Source organism: Enterococcus sp. DIV0691 (assembly GCF_051711145.1).
GTDB classification, from domain to species: domain Bacteria; phylum Bacillota; class Bacilli; order Lactobacillales; family Enterococcaceae; genus Enterococcus_B; species Enterococcus_B hirae.
This window is the reverse complement of the sequence record NZ_JBIOLY010000001.1, coordinates 300,138-325,189: the sequence shown is the minus strand read 5'-3', so window position 1 is coordinate 325,189 and position 25,052 is coordinate 300,138. Positions and strand designations below refer to the sequence as shown.

Annotated in this window: 20 protein-coding genes; 7 read left to right on the top strand and 13 right to left on the bottom strand. The window is 36.2% G+C overall.

Translation table 11 applies throughout. The annotated features are described in order from the left end of the window. Positions 1-234 precede the first annotated feature (234 nt). The gene (locus tag IGJ11_RS01500; RefSeq protein WP_207431862.1) at positions 235-801 is read left to right on the top strand and encodes a hypothetical protein; all 567 of its coding nucleotides are present in this window, start codon (positions 235-237) and stop codon (positions 799-801) included. Positions 802-1,197: 396 nt separating this feature from the next. Here the strand turns inward: IGJ11_RS01500 and treC are convergent, their stop codons facing one another. From treC to IGJ11_RS01485, 3 genes are all read right to left on the bottom strand, one after another. Then, on the bottom strand, positions 1,198-2,826 hold the full coding sequence (treC, locus tag IGJ11_RS01495; RefSeq protein WP_010736944.1) for an alpha,alpha-phosphotrehalase: 1,629 nt from the start codon (positions 2,824-2,826) through the stop codon (positions 1,198-1,200). Between the two features lie 269 nt (positions 2,827-3,095). After that, a complete protein-coding gene (locus tag IGJ11_RS01490) occupies positions 3,096-5,807 on the bottom strand; it encodes an ABC transporter permease (RefSeq protein ID WP_207431860.1) in 2,712 nt (903 codons plus the stop codon). A gap of 9 nt (positions 5,808-5,816) precedes the next feature. Next, the gene (locus tag IGJ11_RS01485) at positions 5,817-6,518 is read right to left on the bottom strand and encodes an ABC transporter ATP-binding protein (protein ID WP_010720230.1); all 702 of its coding nucleotides are present in this window, start codon (positions 6,516-6,518) and stop codon (positions 5,817-5,819) included. Positions 6,519-6,681: 163 nt separating this feature from the next. On the opposite strand from IGJ11_RS01485, the gene IGJ11_RS01480 reads away from it, so the two are divergent. The 3 genes from IGJ11_RS01480 (at position 6,682) to IGJ11_RS01470 (ending at position 10,825) form a co-directional block, all read left to right on the top strand. After that, positions 6,682-7,287 (top strand): cysteine hydrolase, encoded by a 606-nt coding sequence (locus IGJ11_RS01480; RefSeq protein WP_207431859.1) that lies wholly within the window; start codon positions 6,682-6,684, stop codon positions 7,285-7,287. Positions 7,288-7,371: 84 nt separating this feature from the next. Next, complete coding sequence (gene rbsR / locus IGJ11_RS01475; protein ID WP_178286893.1) at positions 7,372-8,397, top strand: ribose utilization transcriptional repressor RbsR; 1,026 nt, start codon at positions 7,372-7,374, stop codon at positions 8,395-8,397. 322 nt (positions 8,398-8,719) lie between these two features. Continuing rightward, the gene (locus IGJ11_RS01470) at positions 8,720-10,825 is read left to right on the top strand and encodes a glucosaminidase domain-containing protein (RefSeq protein WP_207431858.1); all 2,106 of its coding nucleotides are present in this window, start codon (positions 8,720-8,722) and stop codon (positions 10,823-10,825) included. 372 nt (positions 10,826-11,197) lie between these two features. Here IGJ11_RS01470 and IGJ11_RS01465 read toward each other — a convergent pair whose 3' ends face one another. From IGJ11_RS01465 to IGJ11_RS01420, 10 genes are all read right to left on the bottom strand, one after another. Then, complete coding sequence (locus IGJ11_RS01465; protein WP_207431857.1) at positions 11,198-13,006, bottom strand: FtsX-like permease family protein; 1,809 nt, start codon at positions 13,004-13,006, stop codon at positions 11,198-11,200. Positions 13,007-13,020: 14 nt separating this feature from the next. Then, on the bottom strand, positions 13,021-13,773 hold the full coding sequence (locus tag IGJ11_RS01460) for an ABC transporter ATP-binding protein (RefSeq protein ID WP_010720235.1): 753 nt from the start codon (positions 13,771-13,773) through the stop codon (positions 13,021-13,023). A 6-nt stretch (positions 13,774-13,779) separates the two neighbouring features. After that, entirely contained in the window at positions 13,780-14,166 is a 387-nt protein-coding gene (locus tag IGJ11_RS01455; RefSeq protein WP_178286896.1) for a YxeA family protein, read from the bottom strand. A gap of 681 nt (positions 14,167-14,847) precedes the next feature. Next, positions 14,848-15,717: an SPFH domain-containing protein gene (locus tag IGJ11_RS01450; RefSeq protein WP_034699254.1), complete on the bottom strand. Its 870-nt coding sequence runs from the start codon at positions 15,715-15,717 to the stop codon at positions 14,848-14,850. 26 nt (positions 15,718-15,743) lie between these two features. Beyond that, positions 15,744-16,238: a DUF5348 domain-containing protein gene (locus IGJ11_RS01445; protein ID WP_010720238.1), complete on the bottom strand. Its 495-nt coding sequence runs from the start codon at positions 16,236-16,238 to the stop codon at positions 15,744-15,746. A 407-nt stretch (positions 16,239-16,645) separates the two neighbouring features. After that, positions 16,646-17,479 (bottom strand): DUF4097 family beta strand repeat-containing protein, encoded by an 834-nt coding sequence (locus tag IGJ11_RS01440; RefSeq protein ID WP_010736937.1) that lies wholly within the window; start codon positions 17,477-17,479, stop codon positions 16,646-16,648. 17 nt (positions 17,480-17,496) lie between these two features. Then, entirely contained in the window at positions 17,497-18,111 is a 615-nt protein-coding gene (locus IGJ11_RS01435) for a DUF1700 domain-containing protein (RefSeq protein ID WP_010720241.1), read from the bottom strand. After that, a complete protein-coding gene (locus IGJ11_RS01430) occupies positions 18,104-18,421 on the bottom strand; it encodes a PadR family transcriptional regulator (RefSeq protein WP_010736935.1) in 318 nt (105 codons plus the stop codon). Before IGJ11_RS01430 ends, IGJ11_RS01435 begins: the two co-directional genes overlap by 8 nt. A 326-nt stretch (positions 18,422-18,747) precedes the next feature. Beyond that, positions 18,748-19,773 (bottom strand): HAMP domain-containing sensor histidine kinase, encoded by a 1,026-nt coding sequence (locus IGJ11_RS01425; protein WP_010736934.1) that lies wholly within the window; start codon positions 19,771-19,773, stop codon positions 18,748-18,750. Beyond that, a complete protein-coding gene (locus IGJ11_RS01420; protein ID WP_010720244.1) occupies positions 19,770-20,444 on the bottom strand; it encodes a response regulator transcription factor in 675 nt (224 codons plus the stop codon). Before IGJ11_RS01420 ends, IGJ11_RS01425 begins: the two co-directional genes overlap by 4 nt. A gap of 141 nt (positions 20,445-20,585) precedes the next feature. On the opposite strand from IGJ11_RS01420, the gene IGJ11_RS01415 reads away from it, so the two are divergent. The 3 genes from IGJ11_RS01415 (at position 20,586) to IGJ11_RS01405 (ending at position 25,043) form a co-directional block, all read left to right on the top strand. Beyond that, a complete protein-coding gene (locus IGJ11_RS01415; RefSeq protein WP_010720245.1) occupies positions 20,586-22,922 on the top strand; it encodes an ABC transporter ATP-binding protein/permease in 2,337 nt (778 codons plus the stop codon). Between the two features lie 472 nt (positions 22,923-23,394). After that, complete coding sequence (locus IGJ11_RS01410; protein ID WP_251850032.1) at positions 23,395-23,970, top strand: RNA polymerase sigma factor; 576 nt, start codon at positions 23,395-23,397, stop codon at positions 23,968-23,970. A gap of 11 nt (positions 23,971-23,981) precedes the next feature. Beyond that, the gene (locus IGJ11_RS01405) at positions 23,982-25,043 is read left to right on the top strand and encodes a DUF4179 domain-containing protein (protein WP_207431855.1); all 1,062 of its coding nucleotides are present in this window, start codon (positions 23,982-23,984) and stop codon (positions 25,041-25,043) included. Positions 25,044-25,052 lie beyond the last annotated feature (9 nt).

Sequence of the window (25,052 nt, the reverse complement as noted above, 5' to 3'; positions counted from 1 at the left end):
TTCATTGATCGAGGAAATCAATCAAGCTTCTTCTACTACTTATCATCTGAAGAAATATTTCACCTACATGTTACGCTTTATGTAAAGGTTAATAGGTGAAAGAAAAAAGAGAGTAGAACAATAGTCAGAAAAAAATCTGATTATTGCTCTACTCTCTTTTTTATTACATTTTTAAAGCTACTTTCAAATGTTGTTTGCTATAATTAAAAAAAGGCCTTTAAGGAGAACTAAATAATGCTTTTAATTAAATTTATGTTTACTTTAATATATTATGGTAGTTTTATTTATACAGTCTACAAAGTCAGGCAGATCCAACAGGAGTATTCAGATATCATGGCTCTATATAAACAAGAAAGAGAGCGTACTTTTCCAAACCTAACTGAACAAGAACAAAAGAAACGAAAAAAAGCAATCTCACAATATTATGAAAAAAAGGATCCTTCTTTTGCTCTAAAAAGAAAATTTTCATTTATCATTTATGTTATTGTCTTTTTTATTTTGGAACGTGTTATTCACTACTTTTTCCCTATTGAAGACGTTCCTAAAAATTTGAATTATATAATTCCCTATTTGGGAATAGCCCTTACCATCAGTGCTGTTACAGGTTTTTACTTAATTAAATCCAAAAAAAAGGAACGCGAAATATTTAAACAGTATTTAATAGACCATCCCAAAAACGAATTACAATTTGTTTGGGTTTCAGAAAAACTTCAGGCAAGTTTTATGCAAAATACAAATAAAAGATTTATAGTCCATCTTACACTAGGTATATTAATGATATTGTATCCTCTTTTTTCTTAGATGAGAGCATACATTAAATGGTTATTGCTTCCATCATATTCTTTGATTTGCGATAATCAATTTTATCATTACTCAATCGATTTTTTCATGATTCTTTCTTCTTATCTCACATTTGTTTTTAGACAAAATAAAAACGACCTTAATCCAATAACTCATGGATTAAGCGTCGAATGTTTTCCCACTAGCTGATGGTTCATTAAAAATACAATCTTCTTTCGAAATATCTCGTGTAAAATTTTATCTGCAACCGATTCATCGTTTTTTTCAAAACAGTTGCTCATAAGGACATTAGTAATTTGTTAAACTCATGAAAATTTTTTATTACTTTAGAGACAAAGATCATGCTCAGTTACTATCGGCTCATCGTTTACCAATTTTTTGCTCTTGATCTTTTATTTACTGGATCAACAGGGCGATCGCTTGATAAGGTCTTAGGGTCAATTCCTCTTGAATAAGAGTATTGGCATAATTGCTGATAAGCGGTTGGGCACTAGCAAATTCTTCTGGGATCGTTATGGTCGTTTCATTTTCGTAAAAATTAGTTAAAACCAATAATTTTTGTCCGTCTAATTGTCTTAAATAACCGTATACTTGGGGATGATCGGGTTCATAAGCTTGATAGTCCCCTGATGCAATTACAGGATATTGTTTTCGCAATTGAATCAATTTTTTATAGTATGCGAAAATCGATTGCTCAGATGTACGTTCTTGTTCTACATTGATGACCTCATGATTTGCTGCTAAACCTAACCAAGGTGTTCCTGTGGTAAAGCCAGCTGTTTCATCGCTTGTCCATTGCATCGGTGTCCGAGCGTTATCTCTGGATTTCGCCTTGATTCGCCGAAAAGCTTCTTCTTCCGAGAAGGATTGGTTCAGCATTTCTTGGTAAGCATTTAAACTTTCTACATCGACGTAATCATCGATATGCTGAAAGTCTGGATCGATCATCCCAATTTCTTCCCCCATATAAATATAAGGCGTCCCACGATTCAAATGGATCATCGTCGCTAACATTTTAGCCCCTTCTGTGCGGTATTTATCAATTGCTACAAAGCGGTTGAGGGCTCTTGGCTGGTCGTGGTTATTTAAGAACAACGCATTCCAGCCATTTCCTTTACTCATCGCTTCGCCCCATGTATGGAACAGACTTTTTAAAGCTTCAAAATCAAAAGGTGGCGTACTCCATTTGTTTCCATTTTCGTAATCAACCTTCAAATGATGAAAATTGAACACCATCGAAAGTTCATTCCGACTTGGTTCCGTATACAAAATACAATTTTCAATCGTCGTTGAACTCATTTCTCCAACTGTGATGATTTCTGGATCTTGACCAAATGTTTCCCGATTTAATCGTTGAAGATACGTATGAGTAATCGGCTTGTCAGTATATTCTGCTTTTCCTTGGTTCTCTGCATTATTTTTGAGTTCTTCATCTTTCCCGATCACGTTGATCACATCAAAGCGAAAGCCTTTGACCCCTTTAGACATCCAAAAACGAACAACTTTGAACAACTCTGCTTGCACTGCTTCATTTCGCCAATTTAAATCTGCTTGTGTTTGATCATAGAGATGTAAATAATACTTACCCGTATCTCCAAAAGGCGCCCATGCATTACCACCAAATTTAGATACCCAATCGGTTGGCTCATCTCTTAGAATAAAAAAATCTTGGTAAAAACGATCGCCAGCTAAAGCTTTTTGAAACCATTCGTGTTCTATTGAGACATGGTTTAAAACCATATCGAGCATAATCTCTATATTATAGCTCTTTGCTTGTGTGACTAGTTCTTCAAATTCTTCCATCGTTCCAAATAGTGGATCAATCGCTACATAATCAGAAATATCATAGCCATTATCTTTTTGTGGACTCGGATAAATGGGGTTCAACCAAATCATATCGACCCCTAGTTCATGCAGATAAGGTAATTTTTCTTTGATCCCTTTTAAATCGCCAATCCCGTCACCATTACTATCACGATAAGATTTAGGATAAATTTGATAAACTACTTTCTCATTAAACGACATCCTCATTCGCCTCCAATCAGCTATTATTCCAACTTATATATACAAGTTTACAAATCCTATTATAAAGGAAAAGGAAGCGTTTATCAAGGACAGAGCTAAGTCCTCTAATAGGAAGACCTCACCCATTATAAACTGTCGCACATCAAACAAATTGGCATAACAAAACCTGCGTATTATTTTCCCTATACCAAATTTTCTTTTCATCAACCAGTTACCTAATAAAAAAACTTCTTGCAAAAGTCTACTCAACTTTTAGCAAGAAGCTTTTTTTATTCGTTTGATTTCAAAGCATCAATCATATTGATGTGTTTTAGTTTGAAGTGGGTCACCACCATGACGATAACTGTAAAGACAATAGTCAAAACAGCAGAAAGAGCATATGCTTTCCAAGTGATCACTAATGGGAAGATCACCGTCTCCATTGAAGCCTGTTGTAAAATAAAGTCAGTTAGGACGTAGCCGATGCCAAATCCACCTACAATACCAACTAAAGTAAAAATAATATTCTCCCTCACAATATACATCGTTACTTCTTTATCAAAAAAGCCTAGTACTTTGATCGTTGATAATTCCCGCACTCGTTCAGAAATATTGATATTGGTTAAATTATACAACACGATAAACGCTAACAGCCCTGATAAAACGACAAAAATCACAACGATTGAATCGAGGTTCGCAAGTGATTCTTCTTGGGTTTCCATTTGTTTCGAAACAAAAGACGTATTTGTTACTGCATTGGTTCCCAATAGCTTTTCTGACAAAGCATTCTCTTGTTTTTTAGACATTGGGTCAGCTTGAACTAAATAAGCATTTGTAGAAGCTTCGTTTCCTGATACTTTTTGATAATAGGCAGGGCTCATATAAACAAAGTTTCCTAAATAGTTTTGAGCAATGGCTTTCACCGTAACCGATAACTCTTTTTGGTCATCCGTGTACAATGAAAGGCGGTCTCCTTCAGATACATCAAACAGTTCGGCAGCTTTTTGTGTGAGGACGATTCCTGAATCATTCAACTCCATGTTACGTCCTTTTAATGAGATCAAGTGAATAAACGGTGATAGACCTTTTGACGTTTCCGGTATGATCATCGTAACGCTTTGAGTCGCTTGTCCTTGTTGCCGAAGCTCGATCGTTTGCATGTTTACTGCTAGCAAATCAGTAATTTTCGGATCGGATTCTAACTGTTCCTTTGCTTTTGTTTCACTGTTTTCTGTTTCTCCATCTAAAGTGACAATTGCTTGGTAATTCGTAATTGGGCCAAATTGTTTATCAGAAACAGAGCTTAAAGAGTCTTTCAATCCTACGCCTGCTACCATTAAACCAGCACAACCAGCAATCCCAACGATTGCCATAAACATTCTGGATTTATAACGGAACAGATTTCGATAACTGATTTTCTGATTAAAGCTTAATCTTGACCACAGTGGTGTGATATATTCCAATAATATTCTTTTGCCTGGTTTTGGCGCTTTGGGTTGTAATAAAGCTGCCGGTCTTTCTCTTAAATCTTTGAATAAGACAATCATCGCTGCACCAAATGCAGCGATAAAAAACGCCACTGCCGCTTGTAAAATCGGAGACCAATCATAAAAAATGACTGCTGATCCGATATCATAGCGTTCATTCGATAGTTCAAAAATAATTCTTGGTAATAGATTGGTTCCTAAGACGGTTCCTAAAATAATTCCTAGACCAGAAGCTAAACTTGCATAAATAGCATATTTTTTTGCAATTTCAAATTTAGTATAGCCTAATGCTTTCAACGTACCGATTTCTCGTCGGTTTTCTTCGACCATCCGTGTCATCGTCGTAAAAGTGATCAATGCTGCAATAAAGAAGAAGAAAACAGGAAAAACATTAGCAATGGCTGCGATCCGTTCAGCTAAATCACCAAATTCTTGAAAGCCCACATTATCTGAACGCTCTTGGAAACGATAGGTTGGTTTTTCCAAACGATTGATCTTTTCTTCATTTTCGGTAATTTGGGCCTGTGCATCATTCAGTTTTTCTTGTTGTTCAGCGACTTGCTTTTCTTGCTCAGCTAGCTGTGCTTCTTGCGTAGCTAGTTCATTAGTTGCTACTGTTCGTTGTACTTCAGGCAATTGTTCGATCATTGAACGTTGTTGCTCTAGTTGGGATCTGGCAGCTGCCAATTGACTTTGTGCCAGACTAATTTGTTCTTGACCAGCACTCACCTTTTCTTTTTCTGGTTGTAAAGACTCCTTAGCTTGTTCCCTTAGTTCAGTTAAACGTGCAGCTGGTCGATCTTGGAAAAGTTTCTCCACGCTTTTTTGGTTTTGTGCCATTTTGTCCCGATATTCTTTACTATAAGTATCAAAGAATGAAACATTTTTAAACGTTAAATAAATAACCGATTGAATGTCTGTGTTAAATTCTGTTTCAGGTAAATAAACAAAATAATCGATTGTGCCGTTCCCGACATTGGCAAAACCACGTTCTAAATTATTGATGAAAAGTGGCGATCGTACAAATCCAACAATTTGATAGTCTTTCTTTTTCACGTTGTCAGAATCGATCGTATACGTTTCGCCTATTTTATAGCCTAGACTTTTTGCTTTTTCATCTAGTACGAGTTCGTCTTTATTCTTTGGTAAATGCCCCTCTACTACTTCTAAAAGGTTTTGTTTATTTGATTTTTTATAAGAAAAAACTTGCACAACTTCGTTTTTACTTGAGCTGGAATAATAAAATTGTTTTCCCGTTTCCAGTTGTGCATCAGGGATTTTTTCGGCTCTAGTTACGTCTTGTTCCGTTAAACCACCAGTTGAAATGATTTGTAAATCCGATAGATTGCCTTTTTCAACATAGTGATCCATCGTTTTTTGCATAACCGGCCCCGCCGTTTTAACGCCTACGAATAACAAGGTCCCTAGCAAAATGATCAATACAATGGCAATAAATCTGCCTTTCGATTGTTTGATTTCTCTAGCACTTGCTTTAAGATATGTTTTTGTTTTCATAGCCCCTCCTTACCACACAATCTCATCAATGGTTGAAGGATGATCGTTTGTTTCAATCGAACGGACTTTCGCATCGTTGATATGGATGACACGATCAGCAATTGGTGCTAAGGCAGAATTATGAGTAATGATCAACACCGTATTCCCATGTTCTCTACTCGCATTTTGTAATAACTTCAACACCTGTTTCCCTGTTTCAAAATCCAACGCACCTGTTGGTTCATCACATAGAAGTAATTTCGGATTTTTTGCTAATGCTCGAGCAATGGAAACACGCTGCTGTTCTCCTCCTGAAAGCTGTGAAGGAAAATTGTCCAGCCGATGTGCCAGACCTACTTGTGTCAATACCTCCACTGGATCTAACGCATCTGGTGAAACTTCTGTTGCCAACTCGACATTTTCTTTTGCTGTTAAATTCGGTACCAAATTATAAAATTGAAATACAAATCCGACATCTGTTCGACGATAGGCGGTCAATTGTTTATCGTTGAACTGAGCGATGTCTGTCTGATCAATGATGATTTGCCCTTCATCTGGCTTATCCATCCCGCCTAATATATTAAGAACAGTTGACTTCCCTGCACCACTTGGACCAAGTATAATGACTAGTTCTCCTTTTTTGATCGCAAATGAAATATTATCATTTGCGGTAATCGTTGTTTCTCCCATTTTGTACCGTTTACATTCGTTGATTACTTCTACATAGCTCATCCTTCTTCTCTCATCTCCATCTCTTTACGAATAAAGTCGCTACTTTTTATTTTACCATTGAAATGAATCAGACTAAAGATTTGATAGACGATTCATTGACAAATACAGAAATTATGTTTTACTTACATGGAAAACGATCTATTTATTGAAAGAAGGAAAACCCATGACTACTACAAAATCATCTATTCCACTCGAATTAGCAAAAACAGCTTTTTTACCGATCGATCTCCAAAAAGGAATTGTGAATTCTGGGCAATTATTCCCTTATGATGCAACCACCATCCTCTCAAACAATCAACTGATTGCTGAGCAGTTAAAGCATACACCTGCTTGGAATATACTAGTCAATGTCGATATTACCAGCTTTCAGTATTTGAGTGCTAAAAATGACCGAGCACAAGCAGGTGCTTTTTATACCCCCCCTAAAGAATTTACTGATTTATTACTTGAACCTACCACCAAAGGAACACAAAACACACTCACGATCACTAAACATAATCCAAGTGCTTTTTTTGGAACGTCTTTAGATGCCCAACTTCGTCGAAGAAAGATCGATACGCTCATTCTTTCAGGTGTAGCAACTTCAAACGGTGTCTATGCCACCGCTTTAGATGCTTTTCAACATGGTTACCATGTTATTGTTATCGAAGATGGTTGTAGTGATCGAGATCTAGATCTTCATACGCTCTTTTTTGAAAAAATGTTTCCAAAAACAGCACGAGTGCGTACAACCAAAGAAATCCTTCAAGCAATCGAAGAAGCCAGATAAAGGAACCAAACACGCCTTGTTTTTCATTTACATTGCTGGTTTTCCATGGGAAAATAAAAGTAACCGTTAGATAGGAGTATCAGAATGAAGAAAAAGAAAATAACGATTAAAGACGTGGCAAAACATTCTGGTGTTTCCATTGCCACTGTTTCATTGATTTTAAATGGTAATGAAGAAAAATTCAGCGCTAAAACAGTTGAAAAAGTGCTTGCTTCAAAAGACATTCTCGGCTATCAACCTGACTATGTCGCTCGCCAAATGATTACGAAAGAAACAAAAACGATTGGTGTCCTCGTGCCGGATATCACCAACCCTTTTTTTAATACGCTAATGCGTGGAATTGAAGATGTGTTATACAAACAAAACTTCGTGACGATTTTATGTAACGCTGATTCTGACCATCAAAAAGAAATTGAGTATTTAGCCGAATTAGCACGACGAGGCGTCGATGGGTTTATCATAGCTACTTCCGCTGTTTCGACTACAGCAATCAATGAAAATCTCAAGAAACAAAATCGACCTTTTATTGTGTTGGATCAAAAAAAGGCTGAAGGATTTAGTGATGCGATCAGCACAGATGATTTTCGTGGAGGATACTTGGCTGGTACACACTTACTTTATTTAGGTCACCAATCCATTGCGCTCGTTTATCCACAAAATCCCCCTGAAAACGTCTATCGTAGGATCGAGGGTTTTAAACATGCACTAGATTTTTATCAGCTCTCGCACGACAATTTATTGTTACTACCTACTCATTTTTCTAAAAATGGTGGGTACCAGGTCGTTCCAACGATTCTTAATTCCTCTGCGACCGCAATCTTTGCCTTAAACGACGAGCTCGCTTTTGGTATTTATCGTGGGTTGGAAGAACATGGAAAGAAAATCCCCGAAGATTATAGTGTGATTGGATACGATAATGTGGATATGTGTGAATATGTCAAACCAAAATTAACGACGATCGCTCAACCAATTTTTGAATTAGGTCAATCTGCTGCTCAATTATTATTAGCCCGTATCCAGTCGCCTGAAAAAGAATGGAGCGAAAAATTATTACCAGTAGAATTGAAAAAAAGAGCTTCAACTAAGCGTGTAAGTAGCATTTGTGAATAAATTATGAAGAAAAAAATAAAACATGATGAAGTATTTTTGTGTTTTATTTTTTTTTTGTTTTTTACGGTCGTTATTTTTACAAATATTTTGTAGAAATCTATCTCCTTTGGTACAATTTAAGTAGTATGACCATTTCCCCCAAATTTGTTCTCCCCCAACAAATTAATGGCATGCAGAATAATTAAAATGTTAAAGCGAAGCGACTTATTAGAAAAAAGAATCGTAGCTTATTAATCAAAAAAATCAGATCTTTGTTATGTATTAACAACAGTTGCATGAGCATAGAGACTCGTCACAAGCAAAAAGAAAAGGAGTACCGCATATGAACAAAAATAAAGCAATACGCCTACTTGCTGCATCTTGGCTGATTGCTCCAACGATTTTATCGACTCAAGCTGTTTTTGCAACAGAAAACCAACCAACAACTACAAGTAGCTCACTTGTTTCGGGAAGTGATTCTGTAACTTCAACAGCATCAAGTACAGACACAACTGAATCGTCCACCACAGATTCATCAGCCACAACTGGCTCAACGGGTGAATCATCAACCTCTGATTCATCAACGACTGAAACAGGCGAATCAACGGAGAAACCTGCGGAAGAAGTTGCGACACATACACTGACAGTTAATCCCGAATTACTGGGGAAAATTAAGCTGTCTGTTATCAGTAACGCCCCTCGAGAAGAAAAAGAGTTGACCATCCAACCTAATGGCACGGTCAGTGGGTTGAAAGAAGGAACGAAAGTGTTCTATGAAATCACCCCTCCTAAAGGTGAAAAATTACTTTCTTTCCAAGTAAATGGTGCCCAAGAAGTGAATTATCAAAAAAGATTCTTTGTCGTTGGTGTAATGGATCTATCATTGACTGCTTCATTCAACACACCAACTGTTCCATCTGAAGACTCTTCTACTCAGGATACGACTAATTCAGCTGGAAATACTCAAGATTCTTCTCAAACGACAAAACCTAATGATACAACGAAACCTAGCACAGACAAAAATAAACCAACTGATAGTTCAAAAGAACAATCGAAACCGTCAACGTCAACCAGTAACGATTCAGTTGTTTCAGCGAATACCAATAATTCTTCCAATCACCAAACAAATGACAAAAATAAAGGTCAACAGGCAGGAATTGAAAATCCTGTAGACGGGTCCTCCGATTTTGTCAGCAAAACACCGATTGAAACAACTTTACCAACAAACACGACAGCAGTTCAAAAAGAAATCGTGAAAGAAGCCTATAAATATTTAGGCAGACCCTACGTTTGGGGAGCAAAAGGACCAAGTACATTTGACTGTTCGGGTTTAGCTTATTATGTTTACATGAAAGCCACTGGTCATTATATCGGTGGATGGACAGGCGAACAACAATACGCTGGAACACAGATTCCAGTAGATCAAGCACAACCAGGTGACTTAGTATTCTGGGGACCTTCCTCAGGTGTCACTCACCACGTTGGGATTTATATTGGTAATGGACAATTTATTCATGCCCCTCAACCAGGTGACAAAGTTCGGATTACTTCAATTGCTGATTTCAGACCAGATTTTGCAGTACGTGTCAATATCGCAGGTCTACCAAGCGTGACTGACCAACTGAAAAACCAGTCGATTTTAGATGGTTTAAATGATTCATTCAACTTTACAAAAAATCAAACAACAGATCAGTTTTTGAAAAAAATTGCTACAAGCGCGCAAGAAATTGGTCAAAAAGAAGGCATTTACGCTTCTGTTATGATGGCTCAAGCGATTTTAGAAAGTGGTTCTGGCAATAGTTTGTTGGCAAGTGAACCAAACTATAATCTGTTTGGCATAAAAGGAACTTATGAAGGAAAAAGTGTTTTGTTCAATACTTTGGAACAAGACAGCAACGGTGCAAATTACCAAATCCATGCAACCTTCCGTAAATACCCTTCTTATAAAGAAAGCTTAGAAGACTATGCGAAATTGATCAAAGGCGGGTTGTCCAATAACAAAGATTTCTACAAACCAACTTGGAAATCTGAAGCCAAAAGTTATAAAGAGGCAACGAAGTATCTGGAAGGCCGCTATGCTACAGATAAACAATACGCCAAAAAATTGAATGCGATCATTGAATCGTATGATTTAACTAAATACGATGAACCGAAAAAAGAAGATAATAAAGAAACCAAAGTTAAAAATGTTTCAAAACCTTTGGTAGTACCTGTGTCTTGGGATAAAAATGAGATGTCGCTAGTTGATGTAGACACTTGGTCTTTAAAAACAATTAGGAAAAAACCAGAATATCTTTCTACAATGAAAACACCAAATTACTGGGAATTGTACTTGCAACTATCTGCCAGAGAAATTCCAAAAACGACTGTCATTAAAGTCAAAGCCGACACCATTCCTTTATTGAAAAACTTAGCGATCATCCATCCATCATGGAGTAGATTAACTTAAAAAAAGCTATGACAGAAGTGTCTAGCTCTGAAAACAAGCCGGAGATGAGGTTGAGACAAGTTTTGTCTCAGTCTCTTCTCCGGCTTATTCATGTTTAGAGTGAACGTGTGATGTCTCAGATGTTTCTTGTTTTAGCGTACACAAAAAGCACACAACCTTGTAAGATTCAAGTAACGAACAAAAATCAAAGGAGTGTGCCTTTTGTTTAACTATTGGATCGTCCATCAAACCACTTCAGTAATCCATATGGAACAATTTATTCCAGAAGCTGATATTACCTAGTCAATACCTCAGATGAACCAATGCTTCTTTTTCGTCTCTTTAACAAGTGCTATCGATGAAACCAACCAATTTCACCTATTTAGAGTATTTTTATTTCTCTCTTTTCAAAACAATACTTGTATATAACCAAACAGTCAATACATAGTAAATAAAGTACATGACAAAGAAAATTCCGAATGGTATCAACACATCACGATATGGATCATTCATTAAAAATTCAAATAGTCTTAAACCAAATAAGACATGGATCGCTCCTAAAATACCAGGCGCTAAGAATAAAACACCAATTTCTCGTCGAATCGATTGTCTTAATAAACCACGAGTCGCACCGATTTTTTCTAACATCGTATATCGACCAATATCGCTCTTACTACCTGAAAGAATCTTAAACATCAAGCAACTTGCTAACATCGCTAAGAACGCAATTCCTAGGAAGAAGCCCATAAATTCCATCCCTGAGAAAATACCATTCACTTGTTGATACATTTCATATTTTTGTCCACTCATGGCTTGGTAATCTTTCAACTCTGGATTGACTTGATTATTTTCTTTCACTAATGTTTCGATACCTGATAAACTTGCTTCAAAATCTTTGACTGTAATTAATTGTAACGTTGTTTCTGGCAACACTAATTGATCGAATTCACTCGCACGAACTAATTTTATTCCCTTCGCTTGTTGCGTAGGTAATTCGTTTTGTCTTAATGTCTCTTGCAACTCACTTGAATTTGCGATTTCTTCAGCAGTTGCTGTCTTTACTTTGTTATCCGCAAAAGTGTTCCCACTATATGCAATATATCTAAGCGGCTCTTTTTCCCATTCATCATAATTGTAATAAACGTATTGTTCATCTTCTTTTTGAGCATAGATGTTATTTGACGTTGGATTTAATTCTCTGACTTTTCCTTGGTCAATCTTTTGTGCATTGTTTAGAACTAAATCATAAGCGTTTGATGAATTGGTCAATGCGGAGATTTGATTTCTGAATCCTAAACCAACCGTTAACGCTCCTAAAGCTAAAGCAAATAAGATCGCTACCATTGAAAGCATTTGCGTATAGTCACGAATCCTAAAGCTTAATTGTGATAAGGTAAAGTTGTTCAACTTTTTCAATGAGATACCTTCTGATTTTTTCAGTAAAGACAAGAAGAAAATAATCACTGAATGGAAAATGAAATAGGTTCCCAGACAAATCGTTACGAGAGAAATCCCTAAACCAGACAATCCAATACGTGCAATTTCTGATAGAACGTAATAACCAACGCCTAATAAAACAACCCCTAATACAACTTCAAGTAAAAATAAAAATTTATTTTGTTTCATTCGTGTTGGTGTAGCTTCCGCACGAATCAATGTAAGAATTGGCTTTTTCACAATTGAAAAAGCATTGGTGATTGCTGCTAATAAAAACAAAACAGCAAAAAAGAAAAGAGTGATCAGAATACCCTTTACACTAAATGGTGTAAAATGTGTAATTGAAATGTTTAATTGTTCAACGAGTATTCGTTCCACAATACTTGTTAGCCCTACACCAATCGCAGAGCCGACGACGGTCGCCGTTGCACCCACAACAAATGTTTCGGTAAAAATCATTTGTGCAATTTTTCTGCCCTTAGCCCCTAACATCATAAACATTGCATAATCTTTCTGACGCATCGCCATTAAAAATGAATTAGCATAAAGGATGTATACAAAAGTAATGATTGCTAATAATACCGAGCCAAAATGAAAAATTAAAACAGTTGATCCAACGGTAGAATTATTTTCTAAAAACGCTTCATTGCTTGCGATTGACTCGAACATATAAAAAATAGCTGAAGTCATAACCAAACCTGAAAATAAAACAATATAATCTCTTAAACGCCCTTTAATCCCAGTAAGCGATAATTTCCAAAGCATGTTTTTTCCTCCCCTTACTGTTCTAGATTTCCTAAGATCGTTAGAATATGACGATAAAACTCATCACGGCTTTGCTCGCCACGTTTGACTTCTTCGTGGATACCGCCATCTTTGATAAATAAGATTCGTTCACAGTAGCTGGCAGAAAACGGATCATGTGTTACTAATAGAATTGAAACATCATCTTTTTGATTCAATTCTTTCATCGTATCTAGCAAATCACGCGCACTCTTAGAATCTAAAGCTCCAGTCGGTTCATCACCTAATAAGATCGTTGGTTGTGTAACCAAGGCACGAGCTGCTGCTACCCGTTGTTTTTGACCACCTGAAATTTCAGAAGGATAACTTCCCATGATATGAGAAATCGATAAACGTTCTGCTACTGCTTTGACCCGTCGCTTGATTTCTTTAGGTTTAACACCTTGTAAGGAAAGTGGTACTGCAATGTTTTCTTGTGCAGTTAAGTTTTCTAGTAAATTAAAATCTTGGAAAATAAAGCCAATCTCTTTCGCACGAAAGTCTGCTAATTGGTTTCCCTTTAACTTCGTTACATCGTTTTGATTGATTCGGATATTTCCGTCTGTGGGTTTATCTAATGTAGATAAAATATTTAGTAACGTTGATTTACCAGATCCAGATGCCCCCATGATTCCGATAAATTCTCCTTTTTCTACTGTAAAGCTAATCCCACTTAAGGCTTGTGTCTTCTTCTCATTATTCTTACCGTAGATTTTTGTTACATTTTGAACCTCAACAATTTTTTCCATTTTCATCTATCCTTTACTTAGTTTTTCTTGTGCTAACTTAGGTATATCGTTTTGTTTGACTTCTTCATAAGAAGTGACACCTTTGTTTTCATTCCATGTAATCTCTAAATAGGCTCCTTTTCTTAAAGGACGCGGTTTTTGTCCATTAAATGTTAATATTTTTTCACTTCCCTTTTCATCATATCCGGGAAGAGTATATTTATATTGGATGGTTATTTCATCACGATTATCTTTTATTTCCTCTTTTTCTCCATCTGTCGTAATTTTGACATAGTAGCTATCGCCACCCATGATCATTCGATCCGCAATTTTTAGGCCCCCAAAGATAAAAACTACCGAACCTAATACCAACGCTGCAATGGAAATGCCAATCCCGACCAGTAGTTTCTTCATTTCCTCTCCTTCTTTCACATATGATAGGGCAATTATAAAAAAAAAGACCGTATTTTACCTTTGATTTAACTGTCAAATATCTTTCAATATTGTCATTTATCTATCACAAAGCAAAAGAGTGATTCGCAAGCTTGAATCGAATCGTTTTTTATTCAGACGATGGTTCGGTAAATTTTATAAAAAGAAGTTGAGATAAAAGTGTTTAGCATCAAGAAATAAGAAGGAATTTCCGAAAACTGCTTCTCAAATTTTTTGAAGATGCTGCTTTGATCTTACCGTGAACAAGAGGTCAGCTCTTTGAACGCCGTGAATCAGAGGTCGTGAAAACATCGGGTAGCTCTGATGACAATAAGAAAGAATTTTTTGAAACAGCTTCTCATGTTTTGAAAAATTCAGGCTTATTTCAAGGAGCTGATGTTTGAACACCGTTTAAAGCAAGAGGCTGTGAAAGAAGCGTTCAACTCCGAGCGAATAAGAGAGGATTTTTTAAAATAGCTCCTCATATTTTAGAAAATCATCGCTTATTGTTGAGGAGTTGCTTCTTGAACGCCGTTTATTCGTTTTTAGAAATACTAAAAAAGACTGAGTTTTGGCTCAGTCTCTGACTACTCTACTGTTCTATTATAGAAAAAATACAGTTGAAAAATTCGTTACAATCATACGATATTTACTCAATAATGGCTATTTTTCTTTCACTGTCCCTGTATTAATGACTGGTTGTGTTCCTTTATCTGTAATAATCGAAACAAGTAGGTTATTGATCAATTGGACTTTCCGATCATCTGTGAAATTGATCTCTTGTCCTGTTTCAATTTGTTCCAATGCCATTTGTGTCATCGTAACTGCTCCTTCAACGATCGTTTGCCGAGCAGATAAAATAGCTTTTGCTTGTTGTCTTTGTAACATTGCACTAGCAATTTCAGTCGCATACGCTAGATGATTCAATCTCGTTTCAATCACCTCGACCCCAGCAACAGATAACCGCTCTTGTAGCTCGTTGGCTAATTCATCAGAAATGGCAGTCGTATTGCCTCGCAAAGTCAAATCTTCTTCATTGAAAGTATCATAAGGGTATTGGCTAGCAATATGACGAATCGCTGTCTCACTTTGAATCTCAACAAAATCTTGGTAATACGCCACATCGAACAACGCCTTAGCCGTGTCAACAACTTTAAAAACTACGACGGCAGATATTTCGATGGGATTGCCATCTAGATCGTTCACCTTTAAAACCGAACTGTTAAAATTTCGTACTTTTAAAGATAAGTTGATTTTTTGTGCAAACGGAACCGTTAAGAAAAACCCACTTTCTCGTATCGTCCCAATGTACTGTCCAAAAAACAAAATAACTTTTGCTTGGTTGGGACTAACAACCGTTGCGGAGCTTAGTAGTGCAATAGCAATCAACCAGCAAACGAAACCCATGACCGTCTGGAAGATCGCTCCACTTGTCATGCCAAAATAGAATAAGAAGCCGCCGATACCAACTAATAACACCAAACCGATCAATCCAATATACCCATTTACATAAACCGCTTTCTTTTCACTCATCACTTAGTTCCTTTCTTAGACCATTCCTACATGATTGGTTTCTTTCTAATCCGTGCCATCACTCCCTCTAATTCTAATTCCTTATCTTCTGTGATATACCAACCGCTCACTTGTGGTCCTCCGGAAGTTTGGGGTAGATATTCTAACCTTGTGCGTACCCAATGTTTTTCTTCGGTAAAATAATCTTCCACTAAAATCTCTAAATCAATTCCTGCAGAAAGAATCAAATTCTCTCGAACTGATTTGAACACAAAACGCTCTTTTTCTTCGTCGTACTTTAAGATCCCTGTATCTAAAATCGGCAAAGAGTAATAGTCTAATTCCCTCTTTACTTTCAATAAATGATGGAATACTTCATTGTAAACTTGTTCTAATTGCCGACCTTCTGAGTTATTCGGGTAATCGATCATCACACGTTCTTTTTTTGTATCATAATATTTATGATTAAGTTCCGTGAGATAATTATGTAATTTTGTTATTTCTAACTGTAGCTCTTCTCGTTTCGCTTCATCTATTCTCATCTATTTTTCCACCTTATTATCTCAGCTGTGTTTTCTCTATTTTCTCTTATTTTACTACAGATTTGTAAGTTAAGCGATGAAAAAAATCGTTCTTCCCCATGATACTGCCCGATGTCTTAGCATCCTAACAGTCATGTCTGTTATATTAGCTAACCTATCTGAGAAACTATCTATCAAACACCTATCCGAGATAAAAGATGTAAAATCGTTATCTAAATGTGAATAAACCGTTATTCGAAAAAACTTTTACGTGGATCATCATCCATAATCAACGACTGTCATTCAAAATCTTTTGAAAAAAATCGCTTAATCAAAAAATCGAAAAGTTCCAAAAATAGTTGCACCTATCTTTGAACCTCTTCGATTTATTTCTCTTTACTTCCTCTTAATGACAGACTTTATCCTTTTTAAACATCATATTGATGGTTTTCGTCAGCTATCACCACACTGCTATCATAACCAGTGATTTTTATATTGTTTTCTCCTTTGATCACTGTTTTGATTGGTAATTCTTCATTATTTTTTGTGACAGTTGACATCCCTAATAGATCAATATCTAATCCAATCTCTCCATTATCAAGAAAGTCTACATAGCAATTTTCTAACATAACTGTTCCTTGGGTATTTTTGAATCCATTTAAGAATAGATTCCCATACTTGGCATTCAATTCGATGTTTGAAATATCTGAATTATCAATATTTACATAACTTTGCACAGAATTTACTTTAACTTTTTTTCCATCAACTTTATTAAATGTAATGTATCCACCATTATTTGTAACGGAAACATTCTCACTCACTACGTCATTTAATAAAAGTTGTCCTTGCTCTCCTTCTAACACAAGTTGATCTAAAGGAAGTTCGCTAGGAACTGTCAGGGTGATTTTGGATGTGTTATTCATTACATGAAACAAGACGTTTTGTTCACGACCATTTCCGTTAATCGTCAAAGTATCTCCTTTAGTAGTGACTTGAGGTTTACTTGCTTTTTCATACGTAGAGTTAACTTCAAAATTTTTGCCACGTTTGATCTCAACTTGTTGGTATTGTGCATTGACCACTATTTTGTTGATTTTTTCTTTTGTCGATATCACTTGTGAGTCATGGTTCATTTCGACCAATTGAGGGCCATTTTCCCAAGCAAGGCTTCGGTGCGTCCCAAACGCATAGGTTGTCCCAGCAAGTAAGCCACCACTAACCATCAAGCCTAGACCAGCCATTAAAAAATATTTTAATTTCATCTTCACACCTCTTTTTCTTATAACTTCGACGAATGAATCGCACGTCTCGTTACAAAACGACGTCCAACCCACTTCACAAAATTCATCATCATTTTAAATATCCATTTTGTCATTTTCAGAAGGAGCGGCGCACAGAAGACGACGGTTCCGGTAGCGAATAGCCCTAATCCAACGTAAAATAATCCACTTTCTATCGACTGCCCCAACACACCAATACCCGAAACAACTGAAAATAATCCAAGCCCTAAAACAGTAATACAACCGACATAACCACCTACCAGCAAAGCGACTAATAGACATAATAACCCCACGATCACTGCAACAAAACCAATCGCCAAAGGAATCAACAGAGGGGAGGCACATAAGCCAATCACGATCATCCAAATCAACCGAATTTGTCGTTTAGAACTTCTTGGGTTGACTTCATCTGTTGCTGAATCATCTTGTTCAGAGAAATAATTGATTTTCAATTTAAGCGCAAACTGTTTAGGCGTACCATATTCTTCAATGATTTGATCAATTGTTTTGCCAGAATCTAAAAAATATTCTTCATAATATTGAATCAAATCGAATCGGTCATCTTCAGGAATCTCTTGGATTTCCTCTATTACCTCATCTAAATATTCATTCATGTTTATTATCCTCCAATAATCGATTTAAGGAATCTCGAAAGACGATCCACTCATCAATAATATCTTCTAACCGATTATACCCCGCTGGTGTTAATTGATAATATCGACGATTTCTTCCTTCAAAGGGTTCATCATAAGTATCTAAAAATCCTTCTTTTTTTAACCTTCTTAAGACGGGATACATCGTTGACTCACTTACCGACAGGCTTTCCTGTACGATTTTAGTCAACGCATAGCCATACATATCTTCTTTACTCAATGCAGCTAATACCGTGCCATCAAGTAATATCGTTGGAACTTGGATGTGCATTCCTTCACCTTCTTTTATACAATATCTTCTTTCACAACATATTATACTACATATAATATTGTTTTAAAATATAAATGTTGATTATTTTTAAATAAAACAGCATAATAGTCAGATCTAAAATCTATAAATAACGCTCCGAAATCAATTGCTGCTTCAGATTATTAGAGTTGAGCCATTTGAGAAAGACAAAAACATACTAAGATTAGTCGACGGAATACCTTACCCACTCATCTTAGTATGTTTCTTTTATCACGTAATTGATCTGGTTTTAGTTCATAATAAAACAATTGAACAGAACAACTACTTCATCATTAAAGTTTAGCTTTTTATTTTTTCAAGCTGATCACAGCTGTGGTTCCTACCTCAGGAATGCTGTTATAGCGTATCGTACCCTCATGCAATTCAAGGATTTTTTTTACCAAAGACAATCCCAAGCCATTGCCAGCCATCTGACGGCTTGTGTCTCCTTGATAAAATTTTTCAAAAATGCGATTTTGAGTTTCTTCGTTCATCCCTACACCTGAATCCGTTACTTCCAATAAAATATCTGTAGCATTTTGAGTCAAACGAATTTCGATCTTGCCATCAGGTTGATTATACTTGATCGCATTATCCATGATATTCAACCACACCTGGTATAAAAATTCTTCGTTTCCCTCATAAAAGACCGTATCCAAATCGATATGCAACTTCAACCCTTCCCATTTAGGTTGCAAAAACACGATGACTTCTCGTATTTGTTCATCTAAACGAAATTTATGCTTTTCGATTTTGACACTTTGGTTTTCTAACTTATTTAGTTTCAAGATATTTTCAGTCAACTGTGAGAGCTGAGTAATATTTTCAATCAATCGTTGCAAAAACACTTGCTTCTCTTCTTCTGGAATATCTGGTGCTTGTAACAATTGGACATAGCCTTGGATCGTCGCTAGTGGTGTTTTAAACTCATGAGAAACACTCGAAACAAAATCATTTCTTAGCGTTTCGATGCTATTGAGTTCTTGGACCATCACGTTGAAATCTTTATATAACTGTTGGACTTCTGCGACTTTGGGAGGTTCCTCCATTCGAATAGAAAAATCACCTGTAGCTACTTTACTCATATTTTTACGTAATTCACTGATTGGCTTCAAGATCCTATGACCGACAAAGCCAGAGATTACCGTGCCGACGATCATGCTAAAAAAAGCAAAAACGAATAACGGATAGAGTGTTGGTCGTTCAGATGGCGTAACATTTTGATGAGAAAGCAAAAAAATAAAGCCTAAGAAGCACAGTAGAGTCACTAATATTGAAACAAACACAATGCTAGCAAAGTAGATCCACAGTTGAGAGTATAATTTCTTTTTCATCTTTTGACCTCCGCTTTATACCCGAGTCCTCTAACGGTGATGAGCTGAAAATCTTCACTTGCTTCAAAACGTGTCCTTAATCGTTTGATATGTACATCGATCGTTCGTTCTTCTGTATTTGTATCCAGCCCCCAAATATCGTCCATCAATTGTTGTCTCGTAAAAATCTTATTCGGATAAGCTAACAGTTTGTAAAGCAAAAGAAATTCTTTCTGAGGCAGCACACTGACCTTTTCATTTTGTCTTACTTCATACGTTTCCTGATCTAAGGTAGTATTTCCAATATTCAATTGATTACTATGATTGATTTTTGCTCGCCTTAATAACGCTTCCACACGTAAAACCATTTCATTGACATCTACGGGTTTCGTCATGTAATCATCCGTTCCTAACTGGAAACCACGTTTTTTATCTTCAAAATCGGCTTTAGCCGTGATCATCAGCACAGGAAGCTCTATTTTTCCATCTCGTAAACTTTCCAACAATTCATAACCATCCATCTCAGGCATCATGATATCGGTAATAATCAATTCTACATGAAAATTTTCCAATCGTGCTAGTGCTTCTGTTCCACTACTAGCTGTGACTACCGAAAACCCAGCATGTTCTAATACTGAACGATAAAGCAATTGTAAATTTTCATCATCTTCTACTACTAATATACGGTTCATTTTATTCCCTCGATTTTTTGAAAAATTTCTTGTTTCTTTCTGATTGTTCATATTGAGTTAACATTCATTGATTATACTGCGTTTATTGTTCTGATATACTTTTAAGTATACCGAATATTCTAATAAGAAAGAAGGACGAATATGCTACAACTTAAAGATATAAAGAAATATTATAAAGTTGGCGAAACAACGACTAAAGCATTAGACGGCGTATCTGTTGCCTTTAGAAAAAAAGAATTTGTTGCCATTCTTGGTCCAAGTGGTTCAGGAAAAACAACGATGTTGAATGTCATCGGTGGCTTAGACAACTATGATTCCGGAGATATGGTGATCAACGGAAAGTCCACAAAAGACTTTAAAGATAGCGATTGGGATGCTTACCGAAACAATTCGATTGGTTTTATTTTTCAAAGTTATAACTTGATTGGACATTTAGGAATTATCGAAAATGTTGAATTAGGGATGACACTTAGCGGTGTGGCCAAAGAAGAAAAACGCCAAAAAGCTGAGGAAGCCTTACGCCGTGTCGGTTTAACGGATCATATGCACAAAAAACCAAACCAATTATCTGGCGGACAAATGCAACGGGTCGCAATTGCTCGTGCTTTAGCCAACGATCCAGATATCCTCTTATGCGATGAACCAACTGGAGCACTAGATACCGAAACAAGTATCCAAATCATGGAATTGATCCAAGAACTATCTAATGAGAAGCTAGTAATCATGGTTACACATAATCCTGATCTTGCTCATCAATATGCAGATCGAATCATTGAATTTTCAGATGGTAAAATCTTGGCAGATTCACATCCTCATATCGAACGACCAAAAGATGATCAATTCAATTTACGTCGGACAAAAATGAGTTTCTGGACAGCCCTGAAACTTTCATTTAATAATATCCGCACGAAAAAGGGGCGAACATTTTTGACGTCCTTTGCTTCAAGTATTGGGATCATCGGGATTGCGATCGTCTTGGCATTATCTTCAGGCTTCCAAAAACAAATTGATAAAACACAGTCTGAAACGATGGCAAAATTCCCGATCACTATCTCCAAAGTGACAACCAATCGTTCAACAGATTCTGCTTCATTGGGTACTAGTAAAGCGGATTATCCAAATACAAAACAGGTAACTGCTAAAATCAGTGATGAAGATAAAGCACAGCACACCAATAAAATCGACCAATCTTATGTAGATTATGTCAAAGATATCGATCCTAATTTAAGTAATAATATTGGCTTTACTCGTGCTACTGGTATCAATATGCTTCGCCAAGTTGATGGTAAAGTGCAACCAGTAAGTTTCTCTAACCAAAACCCTGAAAACGAATCATTATCATTATCAAGCACGATGTCTGCTATGACGGGTGTCGGTGTTTCCAGTTTTCCAACACAGTTAGACAATCAAAAAGAAAACTTTTTAAAAGCGAACTATTCACTGCTTTCAGGCAGTTATCCTGCTTCTGCGAATGACGTGGTCTTGATCGTAGATGGTAACAACAATACAAATATCAATGCTTTGAAAAACCTAGGATTTGACGTAAAAGACGGTCAAAAACTAGACTTTGATCGCATTGTTGGGACAACTTTCAAAGTGATCAACAACAATGATTACTACACGAAATTACCTACTGGCAACTTTATTCCAAATACTGATTACGATACGATGTATGCTAATTCAACGAACGAAGTAAAAATTGCAGGGATTTTACGAGTGAAATCTTCTTCAACAATGAATCTTCTTTCCCCTGGAATCGCATATAGTGATCAATTAACGACACAAATCGTTAACGAAAATAAAGATTCTGAGATTGTAAAAGCGCAAAAAGATAGTGATACGAATGTGATGTCCAACGAAAAAGTGGATGAGACAGCTAAACAATCACTGATCAGCTATTTAGGCGGTGATAGCATTCCAACTAGCATCATGATCTATCCAAATAACTTTGGTGACAAAGAAAAAATCCTTGATTACTTAGATGCTTACAACAAAGGAAAAGCAGAAGAAGATAAAATCATTTACTCTGACTTAGCAGGAACAATGACTGAATTGACTGGTGGATTGATGGATGCCATCACTTATGTATTGGTTGCTTTTGCTGGTATCTCACTAGTGACAAGTATGATCATGATCAGTATTATCACGTATACTTCAGTCATCGAACGTACCAAAGAAATCGGGGTGTTAAAAGCATTAGGGGCTCGTAAAAAAGATATCACTCGTGTCTTTGATGCAGAAACTTGTATCTTAGGAATCTCTTCGGGCTTATTAGGTGTTTTGATTGCTTGGTTAGCAACGTTCCCAATCAATCATTTACTCTATCAAATGACTGATCTAAAAAATGTGGCTCAATTGAACCCACTCCATGCACTGATCCTCGTGATCGTCTCTACGATCTTAACGATGTTAGGTGGGCACATCCCAGCAAGAATGGCTGCTAAAAAAGATGCGGCGATTGCTCTGCGTGCAGAATAAACGATTGATATTGTTTGAAAGAGATTGAGAAGTCCTTAGCAGCAAGAAATAAGAAGGAATTTCCGGCAATTGACAAGAAACACAAATACTTGTTTTCCCTGTTGATTGTCGTCTACTTGGTTCTTCTCAAATTTTTGGACAATTTCGGCTTATTGCCGAAGGTCAGACTTTGAACACTATTTATTCTTTTTTAGAGATACTAGAAGAAACTGAGACAAGTTTTAGCTCAGTTTCTTCTTTATTTTTTAGTCAGTAATATTATGTGTTAGAAACAACATAGCATGCACTGTTGACTGGATTGTAAGAATAGTAGATGTACCACTCTTGCGTGTAGCCCCCCCCAGCACATATTGCTTCTCCAATTGCAACTTTAGAGCTGTAGGTATTCCCTATTTCTGTACCTATGTTTTTTACAGTTAAATGATAGAATATGCATCTTTTAGAAAACGCTTAAATAGCCAAAATTATTTTTATGTATTTGAAACTTTTTCCTATTTATTTGACTCTAATAGATGTAAGAGAAAAAATCTTTATGAAGTGGGAGGAAAATCGTGTGCCCAGTGATTTATTTTTAGTAAAAAAAGCAAAGGAGGGAGATAAAGAGGCATTTGTCCAATTGTTTAAAAGTTATGAAGCTGTTCTCTATAATACAGCGCGTAAGTTTTTGAACAATTCAGAAGATATTGCAGATTGTTTACAAGAAACAGCATTGACGGCCTACAAAAATATCCAAAGCGTGCAAAAACCAGAATATTTTAACACCTGGTTATGCAAAATTCTCATTAATAATTGCAAAAAAATTCTCAAAAAATCAAAGAAAGAAACTTTTTATGTAGAATACGAGGAAGAAAAAAATACAACGATACGTTCAATGGAATTAAAACACATGCTACAAAAATTAGATTTGAAATATCGAATTCCGTTGGTGCTCTATTACTATAATGGGTTTTCCATCACAGAAATCAGCACGATATTATCTGAACCAGTCAATACAGTGAAGACACACCTTGCTCGAGGGAAAAAACTACTAAAAATAGAGGAGAGCTAGGAGGAGAAAAAATGACTATTTCTGAAAAGAAATTTATGGAAGAACTCAAAAAAGAGGAACGCTTACCCTCAGAAGTACGAACCAAATTAGAAGCCACCTATGACTCTATACGAAAGGAGAAACAGGTTCCACTTAAAAACTACATAAAAAAACGGGTTTATTTGATAGCTGTTGCCGTATTTCTCATAAGTATCTGTTTGTATGCTTACTCACCCTTAGGCACTGCAACTGCTAATTTTTTACGGTTTGGGAAATTTACTTCTGAAACATTGAATCAAGAAGGGTTTATTTCCAACCAACAACTTACAGCCTATGATAAAAAAGCAGATATACAGTTAACAGAACTCTATGTAGATAAAAATGAACTAGGGTTACATTTTACTGTTCATCTTCCAAAAAACTCGGAGCTTTTAAACAAAAAATGGGAGAAATATGGATTAAATTTTGGGATCAAAAATGGGCAAGATCAGTATTTGATTGATTTTCGTTCAGGTCTAGCAGAAGAAAAAGAAGACTTGTCGCTATTCCGTTCGATCAATGAGGAACAGACCATTGATCGAGAAACAAACACATTGGAATTTATTTACAATCTACATCCTACAAAAACGGGCTCGGTTCCCTCTCTTGAAGAGACAACCATACAAATCAATGGCATCACAGCCTACAGAACAAGTGACCCAAAAACATATTCTATTTTTAAAGGCGAATGGGAACTACCTATTGATACAAGTAAGATCAACTATTTTGACGAAATAAATTTTACTCCAAAAAATAATCACCTTTTACCGATTGAGCGAGCAATGGCATATCCTACTAATTTTGTCATTCGTTTTAAAGATGAACAAGACTTTTTGAAAAAGTTGCCAAAACCAAAAAGTAATGCCGACAACAATATTCAATTAAAAATAGTAACTGAAAAGACGACAACCTATTACCCATATTCTAAATTTACTTCTGTTACTGAAGGGTCAAATAACTATTGGGATATGACTTTTGACTATTCTGGATATGATCAACAAGCCTCGATTTATCTCGAATTGAAAGGAATCGGAGAAATTGAGTTAGAAAAATAGATCGGATTG